General features: G+C 66.6%; 16 protein-coding genes. 12 read left to right on the forward strand and 4 right to left on the reverse strand.

Annotated features, from left to right (window positions below; translation table 11 throughout):
• The first annotated feature begins 69 nt into the window (after positions 1 to 69).
• Positions 70 to 747: a response regulator gene (locus tag P2869_RS14510; RefSeq protein ID WP_017777003.1), complete on the forward strand. Its 678-nt coding sequence runs from the start codon at positions 70 to 72 to the stop codon at positions 745 to 747.
• A gap of 2 nt (positions 748 to 749) precedes the next feature.
• On the forward strand, positions 750 to 2,135 hold the full coding sequence (locus P2869_RS14515; RefSeq protein ID WP_277598152.1) for a sensor histidine kinase: 1,386 nt from the start codon (positions 750 to 752) through the stop codon (positions 2,133 to 2,135).
• Positions 2,136 to 2,159: 24 nt separating this feature from the next.
• Here the strand turns inward: P2869_RS14515 and P2869_RS14520 are convergent, their stop codons facing one another.
• Positions 2,160 to 2,774 (reverse strand): glutathione S-transferase N-terminal domain-containing protein, encoded by a 615-nt coding sequence (locus P2869_RS14520; RefSeq protein WP_176049032.1) that lies wholly within the window; start codon positions 2,772 to 2,774, stop codon positions 2,160 to 2,162.
• Positions 2,775 to 3,011: 237 nt separating this feature from the next.
• Here P2869_RS14520 and P2869_RS14525 point away from each other — a divergent pair, with 237 nt between their 5' ends.
• From P2869_RS14525 to P2869_RS14565, 9 genes are all read left to right on the forward strand, one after another.
• Positions 3,012 to 4,436: an aminopeptidase P N-terminal domain-containing protein gene (locus tag P2869_RS14525; RefSeq protein WP_277596846.1), complete on the forward strand. Its 1,425-nt coding sequence runs from the start codon at positions 3,012 to 3,014 to the stop codon at positions 4,434 to 4,436.
• 148 nt (positions 4,437 to 4,584) lie between these two features.
• Entirely contained in the window at positions 4,585 to 5,814 is a 1,230-nt protein-coding gene (locus tag P2869_RS14530) for a UbiH/UbiF/VisC/COQ6 family ubiquinone biosynthesis hydroxylase (protein ID WP_277596847.1), read from the forward strand.
• A gap of 194 nt (positions 5,815 to 6,008) precedes the next feature.
• The gene (gene dusB, locus P2869_RS14535) at positions 6,009 to 7,070 is read left to right on the forward strand and encodes a tRNA dihydrouridine synthase DusB (protein WP_277596848.1); all 1,062 of its coding nucleotides are present in this window, start codon (positions 6,009 to 6,011) and stop codon (positions 7,068 to 7,070) included.
• Positions 7,067 to 7,300 (forward strand): Fis family transcriptional regulator, encoded by a 234-nt coding sequence (locus tag P2869_RS14540; RefSeq protein ID WP_017777009.1) that lies wholly within the window; start codon positions 7,067 to 7,069, stop codon positions 7,298 to 7,300. The genes dusB and P2869_RS14540 overlap by 4 nt, the downstream gene beginning before the upstream one ends.
• 43 nt (positions 7,301 to 7,343) lie before the next feature.
• Entirely contained in the window at positions 7,344 to 8,909 is a 1,566-nt protein-coding gene (gene purH / locus P2869_RS14545; RefSeq protein WP_017777010.1) for a bifunctional phosphoribosylaminoimidazolecarboxamide formyltransferase/IMP cyclohydrolase, read from the forward strand.
• A 124-nt stretch (positions 8,910 to 9,033) separates the two neighbouring features.
• Positions 9,034 to 9,576 carry a crossover junction endodeoxyribonuclease RuvC gene (gene ruvC / locus P2869_RS14550; protein WP_026121892.1) on the forward strand — a complete coding sequence of 181 codons (543 nt, stop codon included), beginning with the start codon at positions 9,034 to 9,036 and terminating at the stop codon, positions 9,574 to 9,576.
• A gap of 124 nt (positions 9,577 to 9,700) precedes the next feature.
• On the forward strand, positions 9,701 to 10,282 hold the full coding sequence (gene ruvA / locus P2869_RS14555) for a Holliday junction branch migration protein RuvA (protein WP_199543868.1): 582 nt from the start codon (positions 9,701 to 9,703) through the stop codon (positions 10,280 to 10,282).
• 152 nt (positions 10,283 to 10,434) lie between these two features.
• Positions 10,435 to 11,499, forward strand: coding sequence for a Holliday junction branch migration DNA helicase RuvB (gene ruvB / locus P2869_RS14560; RefSeq protein WP_126878067.1), 1,065 nt, complete (start codon positions 10,435 to 10,437; stop codon positions 11,497 to 11,499).
• A 38-nt stretch (positions 11,500 to 11,537) separates the two neighbouring features.
• Complete coding sequence (locus P2869_RS14565) at positions 11,538 to 12,497, forward strand: oxygenase MpaB family protein (RefSeq protein WP_277596849.1); 960 nt, start codon at positions 11,538 to 11,540, stop codon at positions 12,495 to 12,497.
• 40 nt (positions 12,498 to 12,537) lie between these two features.
• On the opposite strand, the gene P2869_RS14570 is transcribed toward P2869_RS14565, so the two are convergent.
• From P2869_RS14570 to tyrS, 3 genes are all read right to left on the reverse strand, one after another.
• A complete protein-coding gene (locus tag P2869_RS14570; RefSeq protein ID WP_277596850.1) occupies positions 12,538 to 13,197 on the reverse strand; it encodes a histidine phosphatase family protein in 660 nt (219 codons plus the stop codon).
• 158 nt (positions 13,198 to 13,355) lie between these two features.
• Entirely contained in the window at positions 13,356 to 13,826 is a 471-nt protein-coding gene (gene dtd / locus P2869_RS14575) for a D-aminoacyl-tRNA deacylase (RefSeq protein ID WP_017777016.1), read from the reverse strand.
• Entirely contained in the window at positions 13,823 to 15,070 is a 1,248-nt protein-coding gene (gene tyrS / locus P2869_RS14580) for a tyrosine--tRNA ligase (protein ID WP_017777017.1), read from the reverse strand. The genes dtd and tyrS overlap by 4 nt, the downstream gene beginning before the upstream one ends.
• Before the next feature lie 285 nt (positions 15,071 to 15,355).
• Between tyrS and P2869_RS14585 the strand changes: the two genes are divergently transcribed.
• Positions 15,356 to 16,447 carry an anhydro-N-acetylmuramic acid kinase gene (locus P2869_RS14585; protein ID WP_277598153.1) on the forward strand — a complete coding sequence of 364 codons (1,092 nt, stop codon included), beginning with the start codon at positions 15,356 to 15,358 and terminating at the stop codon, positions 16,445 to 16,447.
• Positions 16,448 to 16,522: the final 75 nt, after the last annotated feature.

Genomic DNA, 16,522 nt, shown 5'->3' on the forward strand with positions numbered 1-16,522 from the left:
GCATTGCAAAGCCGCCGATTTGCGGCACAATCGACGGCCTGATCCGTGCGGCTCGCCCGCTGCTGCCCCATGAAGCTGCTGCTCATCGAAGACAATCCCACGCTCTCGCACTGGCTCGCCAAAACGCTGGAGCAGGACGCGTTCGCGCTCGACGCGGTGCAGGACGGCGACGCCGCCGACCAGTTGTTGCGCACGAACCGCTACGACGTCGTGCTGCTCGACCTGAACCTGCCGAAGCTCTCGGGCAAGAACGTGCTGCGCCGCATGCGCCAGCGCGGCGACGAAACGCCGGTGATGATCCTCACGGCGAGCGGGTCCATCGACGAGAAAGTGGAACTGCTGGGCCTTGGCGCGGACGACTACCTCGTCAAGCCGTTCGAAGTGCGCGAACTGGTGGCGCGCATCAAGGTGCTGATCCGCCGCCAGGCGCCCACCAAGGCGGGTGACGTGATCTGCGGCGACCTCGCCTTCGACATCGACACGCGCCAGTTCACGCTGAAAGGCGCCCCGCTCGCGGTGACGCCGCGCGAACGCACGGTGCTCGAAACGCTGATCCTGCGGCTCGGCAAGACGGTTTCCAAGGCGGCGCTCATGGACGCCATCTTTACGCTCGCCGACGAGCCGAGCGAAGACGCCGTCGAAATCTACATCTCGCGCCTGCGCAAGAAGCTCGATGGCAGCTCGGCGGCCATCGTCACGCTGCGCGGCCTCGGCTACCTGCTGCGCAAGAAAGACGATGAGCAGTAATGGTGACCAATAGCCTGCGCGTGCGCCTTCTGTGGTGGCTGCTGCTGCCGCTCGCGCTCTACGTGTTCGTGACCGCGAAAACGGAACACGACAACGCGCGCCACACCGCCGACCTCGTGCAGGACAACCTGTTGGTCGCGTCGGTGCGCATGATCTCCGGCGAAGTGGAATGGGCGGACGGCGCGCTCGTGGTCGATATGCCGCCCGCCGCCATCGAAGTATTCGCCTCGCCCTACGGCGACCAGGTGTTCTACAGCGTGCGTCTGGAAGACGGGCGGCTGCTCGCGGGCCTGCCCGACTTCCCGTCGGCCACCGGACGCGTGGCCGACCCGGCCACCGAGCCGCAATGGTTCGACGCCACGCTGCGCGGCCAGCGCGTGCGCGCGGTGTCGCTCGTGCGGCTCATGTACGACAACGGCGCGACGCGTCGCGTGCAGATTCTCGTGGGCAAGACGACGCGCTCGCGCGACGCGATGGTGGAAGCCGTGTGGCGGCCGCAGTTGATCCGGCAGATCGAGATGATCGTGCTCGCCGTCGCGCTCGTCTGTATCGGGCTCACGTTCGAGCTGCGGCCGCTCATGAAGGTGAAAGACGACGTGGCGGACCGCGATCCGATGCAGCTTGCGCCGCTGCGCGTGGAGCGGTTGCATACCGAACTGCGGCCCATCGTGGATGCGATCAATCAGTGCATTGCGCGCCTCGGTCTGCAGGTCGCAACGCAACGGCGCTTTATCGCCGACGCGGCGCATCAGCTGCGCACGCCGCTCACGTTGCTCGGCACGCAGCTTCAATTCGCGCGGCAACGGCGCAGCATCGAACCGGAACTCTCGGAAGTGCTGGCGGCGATGCATCGAAGCAACCAGTCGATGGTCGGGCTCACGAACAAGCTGTTGCTGCTCGCGCAGGCCGAATCAGCGGACTACTCGCAACTGGCAAGCCAGAACGTGGACCTGAGCGCGCTCGCCACCGAGGTGGTGGAAGAACTCGCGCTGCTCGCACAGACACGTGAGATCGACCTGGGCGTGGAACTGCACGGCCCGGCATGCGTGACGGGACATCGCGCGCTGCTCGCCGCGCTGGTGTCGAATCTCGCGGAAAACGCGATCCGCTACACGCAGCGCGGCGGTCACGTGACGGTGGCTGTAAAGCGCGCGGACGGCCGCGTCGTGCTGACCGTCTGCGACAACGGCCCCGGCATTCCCGCCGAGGCGCGCAGCCGTGTGTTCGAGCCGTTCTATCGCGCCGCCACGGACACCGAGGGAACGGGCCTCGGCCTCGCCATCGTGCGCGAGATCGTGCAGGCCCATCGCGGGGAAATCGAACTAGGCGCCGGCCCGGACGGGCGCGGCGTGACCGTCACGGTCATCTTCACGGCAGCGAACGCCTGAGAAGACGACCGCGAGGGCTTGTGCTCAGTTGGAAGGCACCGTGTCGATGAACGACTGGCGCAGCGAGAGCTTGGCGAAGTGCTTGTCGAGGTTCGGGTACTTGTCGCGCCAGTCGAGTTCCGGCATGCGGAAGTCGAGGTAGCCGAGCGCGCAACCCAGCGCGATGTCCGCGAGCGAGTAATGGGTGCTCGCGCACCACGTCTTGCTGCCCAGCCCTTGCGACATGGCGACGAGACCGTCGTCGATCTTGCGCTGCTGGCGCGCGAGCCAGGTTTCGTTGCGCTGTTCCGGCGTGCGCTGCGTGCCTTCGAGGCGAATCAGCACGGCGGCGTCCAGCATGCCGTCGGCGAGCGCTTCCCAGCAGCGCACTTCGACGCGCTCGCGCCCCGACGGGGGAATGAGTTTGCCCACGGGCGAAAGCGTATCCACGTATTCGCAGATCACGCGGGAATCGAACACGGCCTCGCCGTCTTCCATCACGAGGCAGGGCACCTTGCCGAGCGGATTGAAGTCGTGAATCGTGGTTTCCGGCACCCAGACGTTCTCGAGCACCAGCTTGTAGTCGATCTTCTTTTCGGCGAGCACGATTCGCGCCTTGCGCACGAACGGACTGCCGAGCGAACCGATGAGTTTCATCACGCCTGCCTGCCTTTTCTGGAATTCTGGAGTCCGCGAAAGTATACGTTGGTTTTCGGCGATCCAGACGAAGGGCGCGCCCGGCGAATGGCCGATGGCCGTATGGCTGTGGACGGATTGCAACATGGCGCCCGCAGCGCTTGCCGTGCTTTCCGGCGGCTTTCCGGTGGCCTGCCCGTGGTGCACGCCCGCAGGCGCTCCAGCCGGGAACGTCTGCGGATTGGGCGCTACAATCTCGCGATGGACCAGCCGACCGATTCCTCCCTGCACCGCCCCGCCGCCGACGCGCCCGCCATCGACGTCTACCGCGGCCGCCGCGAGCGCGTGCTCGCTGCGCTGCGGGCCGCGGGCGGCGGCGTCGCCATCGTGCCCACCGCGCCTGAAGTCCTGCGCAATCGCGACACGGACTACGCCTACCGGCACGACAGCTACTTCTATTACCTGACCGGCTTCGCGGAACCCGAAGCGCTGCTCGTGCTCGACGCGAGCGCCGCAGCCGGCGAACCCGCCGCCATCCTGTTCTGCCGCGAGAGAAACGCCGAGCGAGAAACCTGGGAAGGCTTCCGGTACGGCCCCGAAGCGGCACGCGGCACCTTCGGCTTCGACGCGGCCTTTGCCTCCGACGAAAGCGACGCGCAGTTGCCGCGCATCCTGGCCGGCAAGCCGGCGCTGCACTATGCGCTCGGCTCGTCCGCCACGCTCGACGAGCAGGTGCGACGCTGGCTCGACGCCGTGCGCGCCCAGGGCCGCAGCGGCGTGACGGCGCCCACGGCAGCGCACGACCTGCTGCCGCTGCTCGACGACATGCGTCTCTTCAAGGACGCCCATGAACTGGACATCATGCGGCGCGCCGCACGAATCTCGGCGGCCGCGCACTGTCGCGCGATGGCCGCGTGCCGGCCCGGCATGCGCGAGTACGAGATCGAGGCCGAACTGCTCTACACGTTCCGCAAGCACGGCGCGCAGGCGCCGGCCTACGGCTCGATCGTGGCGGCGGGCGCGAACGCCTGCGTGCTGCACTATCCGGCGGGCAACGCGATTGCGCGCGAGGGCGACCTCGTGCTGATCGACGCGGCCTGCGAACTGGACGGCTACGCGTCGGACATCACCCGCACCTTTCCGGCGAGCGGCCGTTTCACGCCGGCCCAGCGCGAACTCTACGAAATCGTGCTGGCGGCCCAGCAGGCGGCCATCGATGCCACGCGCGCCGGCGTCAGCTTCGACGCGCCGCACGAAGCGGCCGTGCGCGTGCTCGCGCAAGGGCTGCTCGACACGGGCATCATCGGCCGCGCGCAGTTTTCGTCCGTGGACGACGTGATCGCCGAGCGCGCCTATACGCGCTTCTACATGCACCGCACGGGGCATTGGCTGGGCATGGACGTGCACGATTGCGGCGATTACCGCGAACGGGCCGGCACCGCGAATGGCAAGCCGGACGCCGCGCCGCCGTGGCGCACGCTGCGGCCTTCGATGGCGCTCACGATCGAACCAGGCCTCTACGTGCGCGCCGCCGAAGACGTGCCGGAACGCTACTGGGACATCGGCATTCGCGTCGAGGACGACGCCATCGTCACCGAACAGGGCTGCGAACTCATCACGCGCGACGTGCCGGTAGAAGCCGACGAAATCGAGGCGCTGATGCGCGAGGCGCGCGCGCCTGCGTGAGATGCACGAACCAGCACGGACAGCATGACGTGCGGGCGTGTGCGAACGCGACGGCCCGCCTGAGAGAAGCAACCGGTACGGAAACGAAATGAACGCAGTCTCCCGAACCGCGGGGCCGGCACACCCCGCCCCTGCACAAAGCACGGACATGGCAACTTCATCAGCGGGGCCGACGCACATCACCGCGGCCACGCCGTTCGACTTCGACGTGACCATCGTAGGCGCGGGCCCGGTTGGCCTTGCGCTCGCGGGCTGGCTCGCGCGGCGCAGCGCCACGCGCGAACTCAAGATTGCGCTGATCGATGCGCGCGAACCCGAAGACTCGGTCTCCGACCCGCGGGCCATCGCGGTATCGGAAGGTAGCCGCATGCTGCTCGAACCGCTCGCCTGGCCCGCGGACGCCACCGCCATCCATCGCATTCACGTGTCGCAGCGCGGGCACTTCGGCCGCACGCTGATCGACCGGACCGAGCACGATCTGTCTGCCCTCGGCTACGTGGTTCGGTATGGGTCCATCGTGCAGGCGCTGGCTGCGTGCGTGCGCGACACGCCGGTGCACTGGCTGCGCTCCACGTCGGCACTGCCGCCCGTGCAGGAATACGATGGCGTCACGCTGCCCATCGAGAACGCGCATGGTGCTCGCAACCTGCGCACGCGCGTTCTCGTGAACGCGGAAGGCGGCCTTTACCAGCGGCGGGAACCGGGCGCATCCGCGAGCCTCGTTGCGAGCGCCAGAAGCACGCGTGACTACGGACAGACGGCGATCATCGGCACGGTCACGCTCTCTGCACCACAGCCGCACGTTGCCTGGGAGCGGTTCACCGACCAGGGGCCGATCGCCCTGCTGCCGATGGGCGGCGCACGCGGCGCCGACTACGCGCTCGTCTGGTGCTGCTCGCCCGACGAAGCCCGGCGGCGCGGCGAGCTTTCCGACGACGCGTTCCTCGCCGAACTCGAAGTCGCGTTCGGCAGCCGCCTTGGACACTTCACGCACGTCGCGGGGCGCGCGTCGTTCCCGCTCGGGCTTTCGGCCGTGGATACGCTGGTGAAGGGCCGCGTCGCCGCGGTCGGCAATGCAGCCCAGACGCTGCACCCCGTGGCGGGTCAGGGACTCAATCTCGGTCTGCGCGATGCGCATGCGCTTTCGGATGCGTTGTCGCAGCATGGCGCCACGCCGCTCGCGCTGGCCTCGTTCGGCCAACGCCGAGCACTCGACCGGCGTCTCACCATCGGCGCCACGGACACGCTCGCGCGGCTCTTCACGTTCGACCTGCCGGCGCTCGGCACGCTGCGCGGCCTCGCGCTCACCGCGCTTGAATTCGTCCCGCCCGTGAAGACGGCGCTCGCGAGGCAGATGATGTTCGGCCAGCGCCGCTAGCTGCGCGAACGCGGGGGCAGTCCAGGCCGCAGGCGATTTTCATCGAAGATTTAGCAGGCCAGCCCCGGCGTCAGACCCGGGGTCATACGGCGAGCGAGCCGTCCGCAGGAGCGGTTACGCTAAAATATGCGTTTTCCCCTTCGCACCATGCGTATGCCGCAACGCGGCACGCGCGCCCGTTCCTGCCCTTCGACATGCTCACGCTTGGCCGCCACACGCTGCGCAACAACCTGTTCGTCGCCCCGATGGCGGGCGTCACGGATCGGCCGTTCCGCCAGTTGTGCAAGCACCTCGGCGCAGGCTATGCGGTCTCGGAGATGGTCGCCTCGAACGCCCAGTTGTGGAAGAGCGAGAAGACCATGCGGCGCGCCAACCACGCGGGCGAAGTCGAGCCGATCGCCGTCCAGATCGCGGGCGCCGATCCCGACATGATGGCCGAGGCCGCGCGCTACAACGTGGCCAACGGCGCGCAGATCATCGACATCAACATGGGTTGCCCGGCCAAGAAGGTCTGCAACGTCGCGGCCGGCTCTGCGCTGCTGCAGAACGAGGCGCTCGTCGCGCGCATTGTGTCGGCGGTGGTGAATGCCGTCGGCGTAGGGCCCGACGCCGTGCCCGTCACGCTCAAGATTCGCACCGGCTGGAACCGCGAGAACCGCAATGCGCTCACCATTGCGCGCATTGCCGAAGAGGCGGGCATCTCGATGCTCACCGTGCACGGCCGCACACGCGCCGATCTCTATCACGGCGAGGCCGAATACGACACCATCGCCGCGGTGAAAGCCGCCGCGCGCATTCCCGTGGTGGCGAACGGTGACATCACGTCGCCGCGCAAGGCACGCGAGGTGCTGGCCGCCACCGGCGCGGACGCCATCATGATCGGCCGCGCCGCGCAGGGCCGCCCGTGGCTCTTTCGCGAGATCGTCCATTTCCTCGCAACCGGCGAGTTGCTGCTGCCGCCGCGTGTCGAAGAGATCCAGCGCATCATGAACGGCCATCTCGAAGACCACTACGCGTTCTACGGCGAATTCACCGGGGTACGTACTGCGCGCAAGCACATCGGCTGGTACACTCGCGGCCTTCGTGGCGCCCAGGCGTTCCGGCACCGCATGAACACGCTGGACACCACGCGCGAGCAGCTCGCCGCCGTCAACGAATTCTTCGACGCACAAAAGGCGTTTTCCGAGCGCCTCGAATACGTGGACGAAGAAGGCGCCGGCGACGAGCCCGAAACAAACGATCGACTGGCAGCATGAGCAAGCACAACATAGACCACTGCGTCCGCGAGAGCCTGGGGATGTATTTCCAGGACCTCGACGGCGCCAACCCGCACGACGTCTACGACATGGTCATTTCGTGCGTCGAAAAACCCATGCTCGAGGTGGTGCTCGAGCAGGCCGGCGGCAATCAGTCGCTGGCCGCCGAGTATCTCGGCATCAACCGCAACACGCTGCGCAAGAAGCTTCAGCAGCACGGCCTGCTGTAGCGCCGCGCGCCGCGCCCTCGTCCTCCGGCTTCCCGTTCCCATCATGATCAAGCAAGCGCTCATCTCCGTTTCCGACAAGTCAGGCATCGTCGACTTCGCCAAGTCGCTGTCGGGCCTCGGCGTCAAGATCCTGTCGACCGGCGGCACCGCGAAACTGCTCGCGGACGCCGGCCTTCCCGTTACCGAAGTGGCCGACTACACGGGCTTTCCGGAAATGCTCGACGGGCGCGTGAAGACGCTGCACCCGAAGGTGCACGGCGGCATCCTCGCGCGCCGCGATCTGCCGGAGCACATGGCGGCGCTGGAACAGCACGAGATTCCGACCATCGACCTGCTCGTCGTGAACCTGTATCCGTTCGTGCAGACCGTTGCGAAGGACGAGTGCACGCTGGAGGAAGCCATTGAGAACATCGATATCGGCGGCCCGACCATGCTGCGTTCGGCGGCGAAGAACCATCGCGACGTAACGGTGGTGGTCGATCCGTCCGACTACGCGGCCGTGCTGGACGAAATGCGCGCCAACGGCAACAGCGTGAGCTACAAGACGAACTTCCGCCTCGCAACGAAGGTGTTCGCGCACACGGCTCAATACGACGGCGCGATCACGAACTATCTGACGAGCCTCACCGATTCGCTTTCGCACACGTCGCGCAACACGTATCCGGCCACGCTGAACCTCGCGTTCGACAAGGTGCAGGACCTGCGCTACGGCGAAAACCCGCATCAGAGCGCGGCGTTCTATCGCGACCTGGCGGTACCCGAAGGCGCGCTTGCGAACTACCGCCAGTTGCAGGGCAAGGAACTGTCGTACAACAACATCGCCGATTCGGACGCCGCCTGGGAATGCGTGAAGACCTTCGACGCGCCGGCCTGCGTAATCATCAAGCACGCCAATCCCTGTGGCGTCGCGGTGGGTAGCGATCCGCACGAGGCCTACTCGAAGGCGTTCCAGACCGATCCGACCTCGGCCTTCGGCGGCATCATCGCGTTCAACCGCGAAGTGGACGAGACCGCGGCCCAGGCCGTGGCGAAGCAATTCGTCGAAGTGCTGATCGCGCCGGCGTTCAGCGCCGCCGCACGACGAGTGTTCGAAGCCAAGCAGAACGTGCGTTTGCTGGAAATTCCGCTGGGCGCCGGCTTCAACGCGTTTGATCTGAAGCGCGTGGGCGGTGGCCTGCTCGTGCAATCGCTTGATTCGAAGAACGTGCAGCCGCGCGAATTGCGCGTGGTGACGAAGCGCCACCCCACGCCGAAGGAAATGGACGACCTGCTCTTCGCATGGCGCGTGGCCAAGTTCGTGAAGTCGAACGCCATTGTGTTCTGCGCCAACGGCATGACGCTCGGCGTAGGCGCGGGTCAGATGAGCCGCGTGGATTCGGCCCGTATCGCGAGCATCAAGGCGCAGAATGCGGGCCTCACGTTGGGCGGCTCTGCAGTGGCGTCGGACGCGTTCTTCCCGTTCCGAGACGGCCTCGACGTGGTGGTGGCGGCGGGCGCGACCTGCGTGATTCAGCCCGGTGGCTCGGTGCGTGACGACGAGGTGATCGCCGCCGCTGACGAGCACAACATCGCGATGGTGCTGACCGGCGTGCGCCACTTCCGGCACTGAGTCGCACCGGCCTTCCAGGCCGCGAAACACCCCGCAGGCGGCTTGCCTCTGCGGGGTGTTTTTTTGTGCGGGCGCGGCGGGCATTCGTTGTACCATCGCAGGCATTCCGTCAGCAGTGCATTTCATGAGAATTCTCGGCATCGACCCCGGCTTGCGCGTAACCGGTTTCGGCGTAATAGACCAGACCGGCCACCAGCTCACCTACGTCGCGAGCGGCGTAATCCGCACCGCCGATGCCGACTTGCCGACCCGGCTCGGCACCATCTTCGACGGCATCTCCACCCTCATTCGCCAGCACGCGCCGGATCAGGCGGCTATCGAGAAAGTCTTCGTCAACGTCAACCCGCAATCCACGCTGTTGCTCGGTCAGGCGCGCGGCGCCGCGATTTGCGGACTCGTGGCAGGCGGCGTGCCAGTTGCCGAGTACACCGCGCTGCAGCTCAAGCAGGCGGTGGTGGGCTACGGCCGCGCGACCAAAGAACAGATGCAGCAGATGGTGGTGCGCCTGCTGAGTCTCGCCGGCGTGCCGGGCACTGACGCCGCCGACGCGCTCGGCATGGCCATCTGCCACGCGCACGGCGGCGACACGCTTGCGACCTTGGGCGGCATTGCACCTTCCCTCGCGAAAAAGGGCCTGCGCGTGCGGCGCGGGCGTCTGGTGGGCTGAAGGCGGTGTCGCCGGCAAGCCAGCGCCGTTCACCGCAAGGTCCCGCTTTTCAGCTACGCCGCTGCGTGCCGCAGACCTATGTCGCTGAGCTACACTCGCGCTTTCCGTTCTCATTGAATCCGCCATGATCGGTCGCATTGCCGGTGTCCTGCTGGAAAAAAATCCGCCTCATCTGCTCGTCGACTGCAACGGCGTAGGCTACGAAATCGACGTGCCGATGAGCACGTTCTACAACCTGCCTTCCACCGGCGAGAAAGTCGTGCTGCTCACGCACATGGTCGTGCGCGAGGACGCCCACCTGCTGTACGGTTTCGGTACAACGCAGGAACGTGCGACATTCCGCGAACTGCTCAAGATCACGGGCATTGGCGCGCGTATGGCGCTTGCCGTGCTCTCGGGCATGAGCGTGCAGGAACTCTCCCAGGCCGTCACGCTGCAGGATGCGGCGCGCCTCACGCGGGTGCCGGGCATCGGCAAGAAGACAGCCGAACGGCTGCTGCTCGAACTGAAGGGCAAGCTGGGGGCCGACCTGGGCGCAGCTGCTGCCACCGTGTCCGCATCGGATCACGCCTCTGACATCCTGAATGCATTGCTCGCATTGGGTTACTCCGAAAAAGAGGCGCTGGCCGCCATCAAGAACGTGCCGGCCGGCACCGGGGTTTCCGAGGGCATCAAGCTCGCGCTGAAGGCGCTGTCCAAGGCGTAAGAGATGCCCGACGGACGGCCTTCGGCGACCTTGAGTACTGGGGCGCTAGTGCCGCAGCGCATGACGGGACAAGCTTCGCATGCCGCACGTGCCCCCGCCACCTGGCCGTTCGGCCAGCTTTGCCGGCCGGCACCGCGCGGTACAATGCGTCCATGATCGAAACCGACAAACTCGCCGCCGAACGCATCATCGCGGCCACGCCCGTCTCTCCGAACGAGGAAGCGTTCGAGCGCGCGCTGCGTCCGCGCCAGCTCGAGGAATACGTCGGCCAGGAAAAGGTACGCGGCCAGCTGGAAATCTTCATCGAGGCAGCGAAGCGCCGCTCGGAACCGCTCGATCACGTGTTGCTGTTCGGGCCGCCAGGTCTCGGCAAGACCACGCTTGCGCACATCATCGCGCGCGAAATGGGGGTCAATCTGCGGCAGACGTCGGGCCCGGTGCTAGAGCGCGCCGGCGACCTCGCGGCGCTGCTCACGAACCTCGAAGCCAACGACGTGCTGTTCATCGACGAAATTCACCGGCTTTCGCCGGTCGTCGAGGAAATCCTGTATCCGGCGCTCGAGGACTACCAGATCGACATCATGATCGGCGAAGGGCCGGCCGCGCGCAGCGTAAAGCTGGACCTGCAGCCGTTCACGCTGGTGGGCGCCACCACGCGGGCCGGCATGCTGACCAACCCGCTGCGTGATCGCTTCGGCATCGTCGCGCGGCTTGAGTTCTACAACGCGGAAGAGTTGTCCCGCATCGTGCGGCGCTCCGCTTCGCTGCTCGGCGCGCAGATCCATCCGGACGGCGCGCTCGAAATCGCCAAACGCTCGCGCGGCACGCCTCGTATCGCCAATCGACTGCTGCGCCGCGTGCGCGACTTCGCCGAAGTGAAAGCGGACGGCAATATCACGGCCAAGGTGGCGGATGCAGCGCTCGCCATGCTGGACGTCGATCCCGTCGGCTTCGACCTGATGGACCGCAAGCTGCTGGAAGCCATCCTGCACAAGTTCGACGGCGGTCCGGTGGGCGTCGACAACCTCGCTGCGGCTATCGGCGAAGAGCGGGACACGATTGAAGACGTGCTGGAGCCGTACCTGATCCAGCAGGGTTATCTGCAGCGCACGCCGCGCGGACGTGTCGCTACGCTCCTCACCTATCGGCATTTCGGGCTCTCGGCGCCTGAAGCGTCGAACCCCGTGCGCGGCCTTTGGGACGCCGACGCGCCCTGACGCCGCGCAAGACAGGTTAAGCCGCAACCGAGCACGCCATGTCCGACGACGCCAGCCACCGCAGCAGCACGCCGGGCACGAGGGAACGCAGCGGACTCACCGCACAACTGGCCCAGCGCGTGCGCTCGAAGCTCGCCGACGCAGTGACCCATCTCACGAGCGGCGGCGGCCCCAGGCTCGACTACTCATCGCCACCGGGCGACCCCGGCCTGTTCGGTCCCGATGCGGTGTGCTGGAAGGTTCACGCCGACTTCACGTCGATGATGGCGGGCGGCATCAGCGCCTTGATGCTGCAAACGCTGCATCCACTCGCGCTTGCGGGCGTCTGGGACCACTCGGCGTTTCGCACCGACATCCTCGGCCGCCTACGGCGCACGGCGACCTTCATTGCCGGCACCACCTATGGCAGCCGGCGCGACGCGCTCGCGCTGATCGAACGCGTGAAGCAGATCCATCTGGGCGTGACGGGTACGGCGCCGGACGGGCGTCCGTACCGCGCGAGCGACCCCACGCTGCTGACGTGGGTCCATGTGGCCGAAGTGTCGAGTTTTCTGGCCGCCCACTTGCGCTATGTGAATCCGGGCCTGTCGCTAGCCGCCCAGGACCAGTACTTTGACGAAACCGCGCGCATCGCCGAAATGCTGGGCGCAACGAACATCCCGCGCTCGCGGGCGGCCGTCGATGCCTGGCTGCTCGCGATGCAACCCGAACTCGAAGTGAGCGACCGCACGCGCGAAGTCGTGCACATTCTCATGCATGCGCTGCCGCCCAATCCCGCCGTGCGCCCTGCCGGGCTGCTCATGCTCAACGCGGGCGTGGATCTGCTTCCGGATTGGGCTCAGCGGATGCTCGGCTTCGATGCGTTTTCAGGCATGCGCCGGTTAATGGTGCGGCCGGGTATGCGCGCGGTCGCGCCGGTAATGAGATGGGCGTTGACGAACGGCGTGTCGAAACGCGCAAGGCGGCGCGTCGCCGCGGGCATGCATCACGACGATTGAAGGCGGCCTGGGCGGTAAAGCTCAGGCTTAGGCTCACCGATCAGCGCGCTTTCTTCAGGTTGTCGTCGGCGCTCTGCCCGCCAAGGTGAGAGGCATCGGCCCAAGAAACGATGCGCGCCGCCCCTGCCTCGAAATCCACCACGTTGACGCTCGCGTTGAGCAGCGGCCACTCGCGCGGCGCCTGCAGCGGCAACCCTCGTGCGAAGCGATAGATGCAGTCCAGCACGCCGCCGTGCGTCACGCACGCAATGCGCCCGAAGGGGTGTGCGGCGACGATCGGCTCGAGCGCGTGCAACACCCGGTGGTAGAACGCCCGCTGCGACTCGCCGTCAGGTGGAACGAAGCCAGGATCGCGGGTTTGCCACTGCACGTATTCGTCGGGAAAACGCGCGGCAATCTCGTCGCTGTCGTGCCCCTGGAACGCGCCGTAGGAACGTTCGCGCAGCCCTTCGGAAAGCTGGATCGAAAGGCCGAGCGCTTCGGCAGTGGGCCCGGCCGTCTGCTGTGCGCGCTGCAGGTCGCTCGACCAGATGGCGTCGAGCTTCGCACCGTCCGCCGCTTCACGCGAAAGACGTGCCGCGAGTCGCCGTGCCTGTTCTTCGCCGCTTGCGGCGAGCGGAATGTCGATGTGCCCCTGGATCCGCTTGATGCGGTTCCATTCGGTTTCGCCGTGGCGGATGAAGAGAATCTGAGTGGACATGGAGAGGATGGTGGCACCGCCCGCAGGCGGCAGTCCCGGAAAGCGGACATTGTCGCAAAAGCCGCGCCGCGTCCACGATGGCCGCGCGACACGGGCGCTCTGCCGCACAACCGCGGGCAACCTCGGCCGGCAAGTTCAGCCGGCAAGTTCGGCCGAGGTCAGTTACGCACTTGCAGCCAGAACGTGACGGGGCCGTCGTTGACGAGCGAAACCTGCATCTCGGCGCCGAACTCGCCGGTCTCCACGATGGGATGCTTTGCTCGCGCCGCCGCAACGAAGTAGTCGAACAACCGACGCCCCTCTTCGGGCGGAGCCGCCGGCGTAAAGCTGGGACGCAGGCCACTGTTGGTATCGGCGGCAAGCGTGAACTGCGAGACAAGCAGCAGACCACCCGCTTGCCCCGCGCCGTCGATGTTCTGCACGGAGAGGTTCATCTTCCCCGCGGCATCGCTGAATACCCGATAGCCGAGCACCTTGGCAAGCAGCCGGTCGGCCATTGCCTCCGTGTCCCCGCGTTCGGCGCATACGAGTGCGAGCAGCCCGGCGCCGATGGCACCGGTGACGCGCTCGCCTTCGGGGCCCACGACGCGCACATCGGCGCGCCGCACGCGCTGGATCAGCGCAATCATGCGGTGAGCGTCACGCGCGCGAAACGGCGCTTGCCGACCTGCACCACGTACTCGCCCGCGTCTACCTTCAGTCCCTTGTCAGAGACCGTGGCGCCATCGATCTTCACGCCGCCCTGCTCGATATTGCGCAGCGCTTCGCTGGTCGACGGCACGAGGCCCGCCTGCTTGAGCAACTGGCCAACGGCGAGCGGCGCGCCCGGCAGCGTCACGGCCGGAATGTCGTCCGGCACGCCGCCCTTCGCGCGGTGGTTGAAGTCTTCGAGCGCGCGCTCGGCATCGCCCTGCGAGTGGAAGCGCGCCACGACTTCCTGCGCCAGCATCACCTTGAAGTCGCGCGGATTGCGGCCCTCTTCGGCCTCGCGCCGGAAGCGCGCAATCTCGTCCATGGGGCGGAACGACAGAAGCTCGAAGTAGCGCCACATCAGCGTGTCGGAGATGCTCATGAGCTTGCCGAACATGTCGTTCGGCTTTTCGCTGATGCCCACGTAGTTGTTCTTCGACTTCGACATCTTGTCGACGCCGTCCAGACCCTCGAGCAGCGGCATCGTCAGAATGCACTGCTGGTCCTGGCCGTACTGCTTCTGCAACTCGCGACCCACCAGCAGGTTGAACTTCTGGTCCGTGCCGCCCAGTTCCAGGTCCGCGTTGAGCGCGACCGAGTCGTAGCCCTGCATGAGCGGGTACAGAAATTCGTGGATCGAAATGGGGACGCCGCCCTGGAAACGCTTCGTGAAGTCTTCGCGCTCCAGCATGCGGGCCACCGTATAGCGCGAGGCGAGCTTGATCATGCCGTCGGCACCAAGCGGCATGCACCATTCGCTATTGAAGCGGATCTCCGTCTTTTCGCGATCGAGCACGAGCGCCGCCTGATCGAAATAGGTCTTTGCGTTGGACTCGATCTGCTCGCGCGTGAGCGGCGGGCGCGTCGCGTTGCGCCCTGAAGGGTCGCCGATCAGCGAGGTGAAATCGCCGATCAGGAAGATCACGGTGTGCCCCAGGTCCTGCAACTGGCGCATCTTGTTGAGTACCACTGTGTGGCCGATATGGATGTCCGGTGCGGTCGGGTCGAGGCCCAGCTTGATACGCAGCGGCGTGCCCGTGGCGGCGCTCTTCGCGAGCTTCTGCACGAACTCTTCTTCGATCAGCAGTTCATCGGCGCCACGTTTGGCGACGGCGAGCGCGTGACGCACTTCGTCGGTGATCGGAAAGGCGGGGGCGGCTTGGGACGGGGACTCGGTGCTCATGCTGTAACGTAACTTGAAGTCAGACATGCGATTTTACGTGATTCCCCTTCCCGCGCCGATGTTTGCTCGCGGCTCGGGAAAAGGTCGCGACGCAAGACGGCACCGATCCGCGAGATCACGCCCGTTTTACGCGCCCCGCCCTTGCGCTGATAGCCGATAATCGCGTGACGCATACACACGCGGCCACCGCGCCGCAACGACTTCAGCGAAAGGAGTGAAGACGTGTCCCAGCGCGACGATGAACGGGCGGCACAGCACGCCGCCGACGGCCTGTATTTCGGCTTGATGTCCGGCACGAGCATGGACGGCGTGGATGGCATCGCGGTGCAGTTCGAGCACGGCAGGCCGCCAGTGGTCCGGGCGGAGGCCTTCGTGGGCTTCGCGGACGGCCTGCGCGACGCCCTGTTCGCGCTTCAGCATCCCGGCGAGAACGAGATCGAACGCGAGGCGCTGGCGGCCAATGCGCTCGCTGCCCGCTACGCTGTCTGCTGCCACGAACTGCTGCGTGCCGGCAATCTGTCGCCCGGCCAGGTGAGCGCCATCGGCGTGCACGGACAAACCGTGCGTCATCGTCCCGAGATGGGCTTCACGCGGCAGACCAACAATCCGGCGCTGCTCGCCGAGATGACCCATATCGACGTGGTCGCCGATTTCCGCAGCCGCGACGTAGCGGCGGGCGGTCAGGGCGCGCCGCTCGTCCCCGCCTTCCACGCCACGGTGTTCGGCTCGCGACGCGAAACACGGGTGGTGTGCAACCTGGGCGGCATCAGCAACATTACGATTCTCGACGCGTCCGGCGCCGTGCGCGGCTTCGACTGCGGGCCGGCGAACGCGCTGCTTGATCTGTGGGCCAGCCGGCATATCGGCAAACCGTACGACGAAGGCGGCCACTTCGCCGCGAGCGGTCAGATTCATCAGCCGCTGCTCAACGCGCTGCTCGACGAACCATTCTTCGAACAGAAGCCACCCAAGAGCACAGGGCGCGACCTCTTCAACGCAGTCTGGCTCGATGGCAAGCTGCGCGGCTATGAGGCGGTACCGCCCGCGGACGTGCAGGCTACCCTGGCGGCGCTCACGGCCGTGACCGTGGCGCGCGAGATCGAGCGTCATGCCTCCGACTGTCGCGCCGTGTACGTCTGCGGCGGCGGGGCGCGCAATGCCAGACTGTTGAAGGCGCTGGAGGACGCGCTACAGGCGAGCGGCGTGGCGGGCGTGCCGGTGATGACCACCGAGGCGCTCGGCGTGCCGCCGCATCAGGTCGAGCCGCTCGCCTTCGCCTGGCTCGCCATGCGCTGCGTCGCGCGCGAAACGGGCAACCTGCCGTCCGTGACGGGCGCCGCGGGGGAACGGGTGCTGGGAGCGATTTATCCGCACTGAAGAGCGCGGCCACACGCCTGTGTGGAGCGGGCAATGAGACACCAATAGAAAACGGGGCTTCGCGCCCCGTTTTTT

It is taken from the genome of Paraburkholderia sp. SUR17 (assembly GCF_029536165.1).
GTDB classification, from domain to species: domain Bacteria; phylum Pseudomonadota; class Gammaproteobacteria; order Burkholderiales; family Burkholderiaceae; genus Paraburkholderia; species Paraburkholderia kururiensis.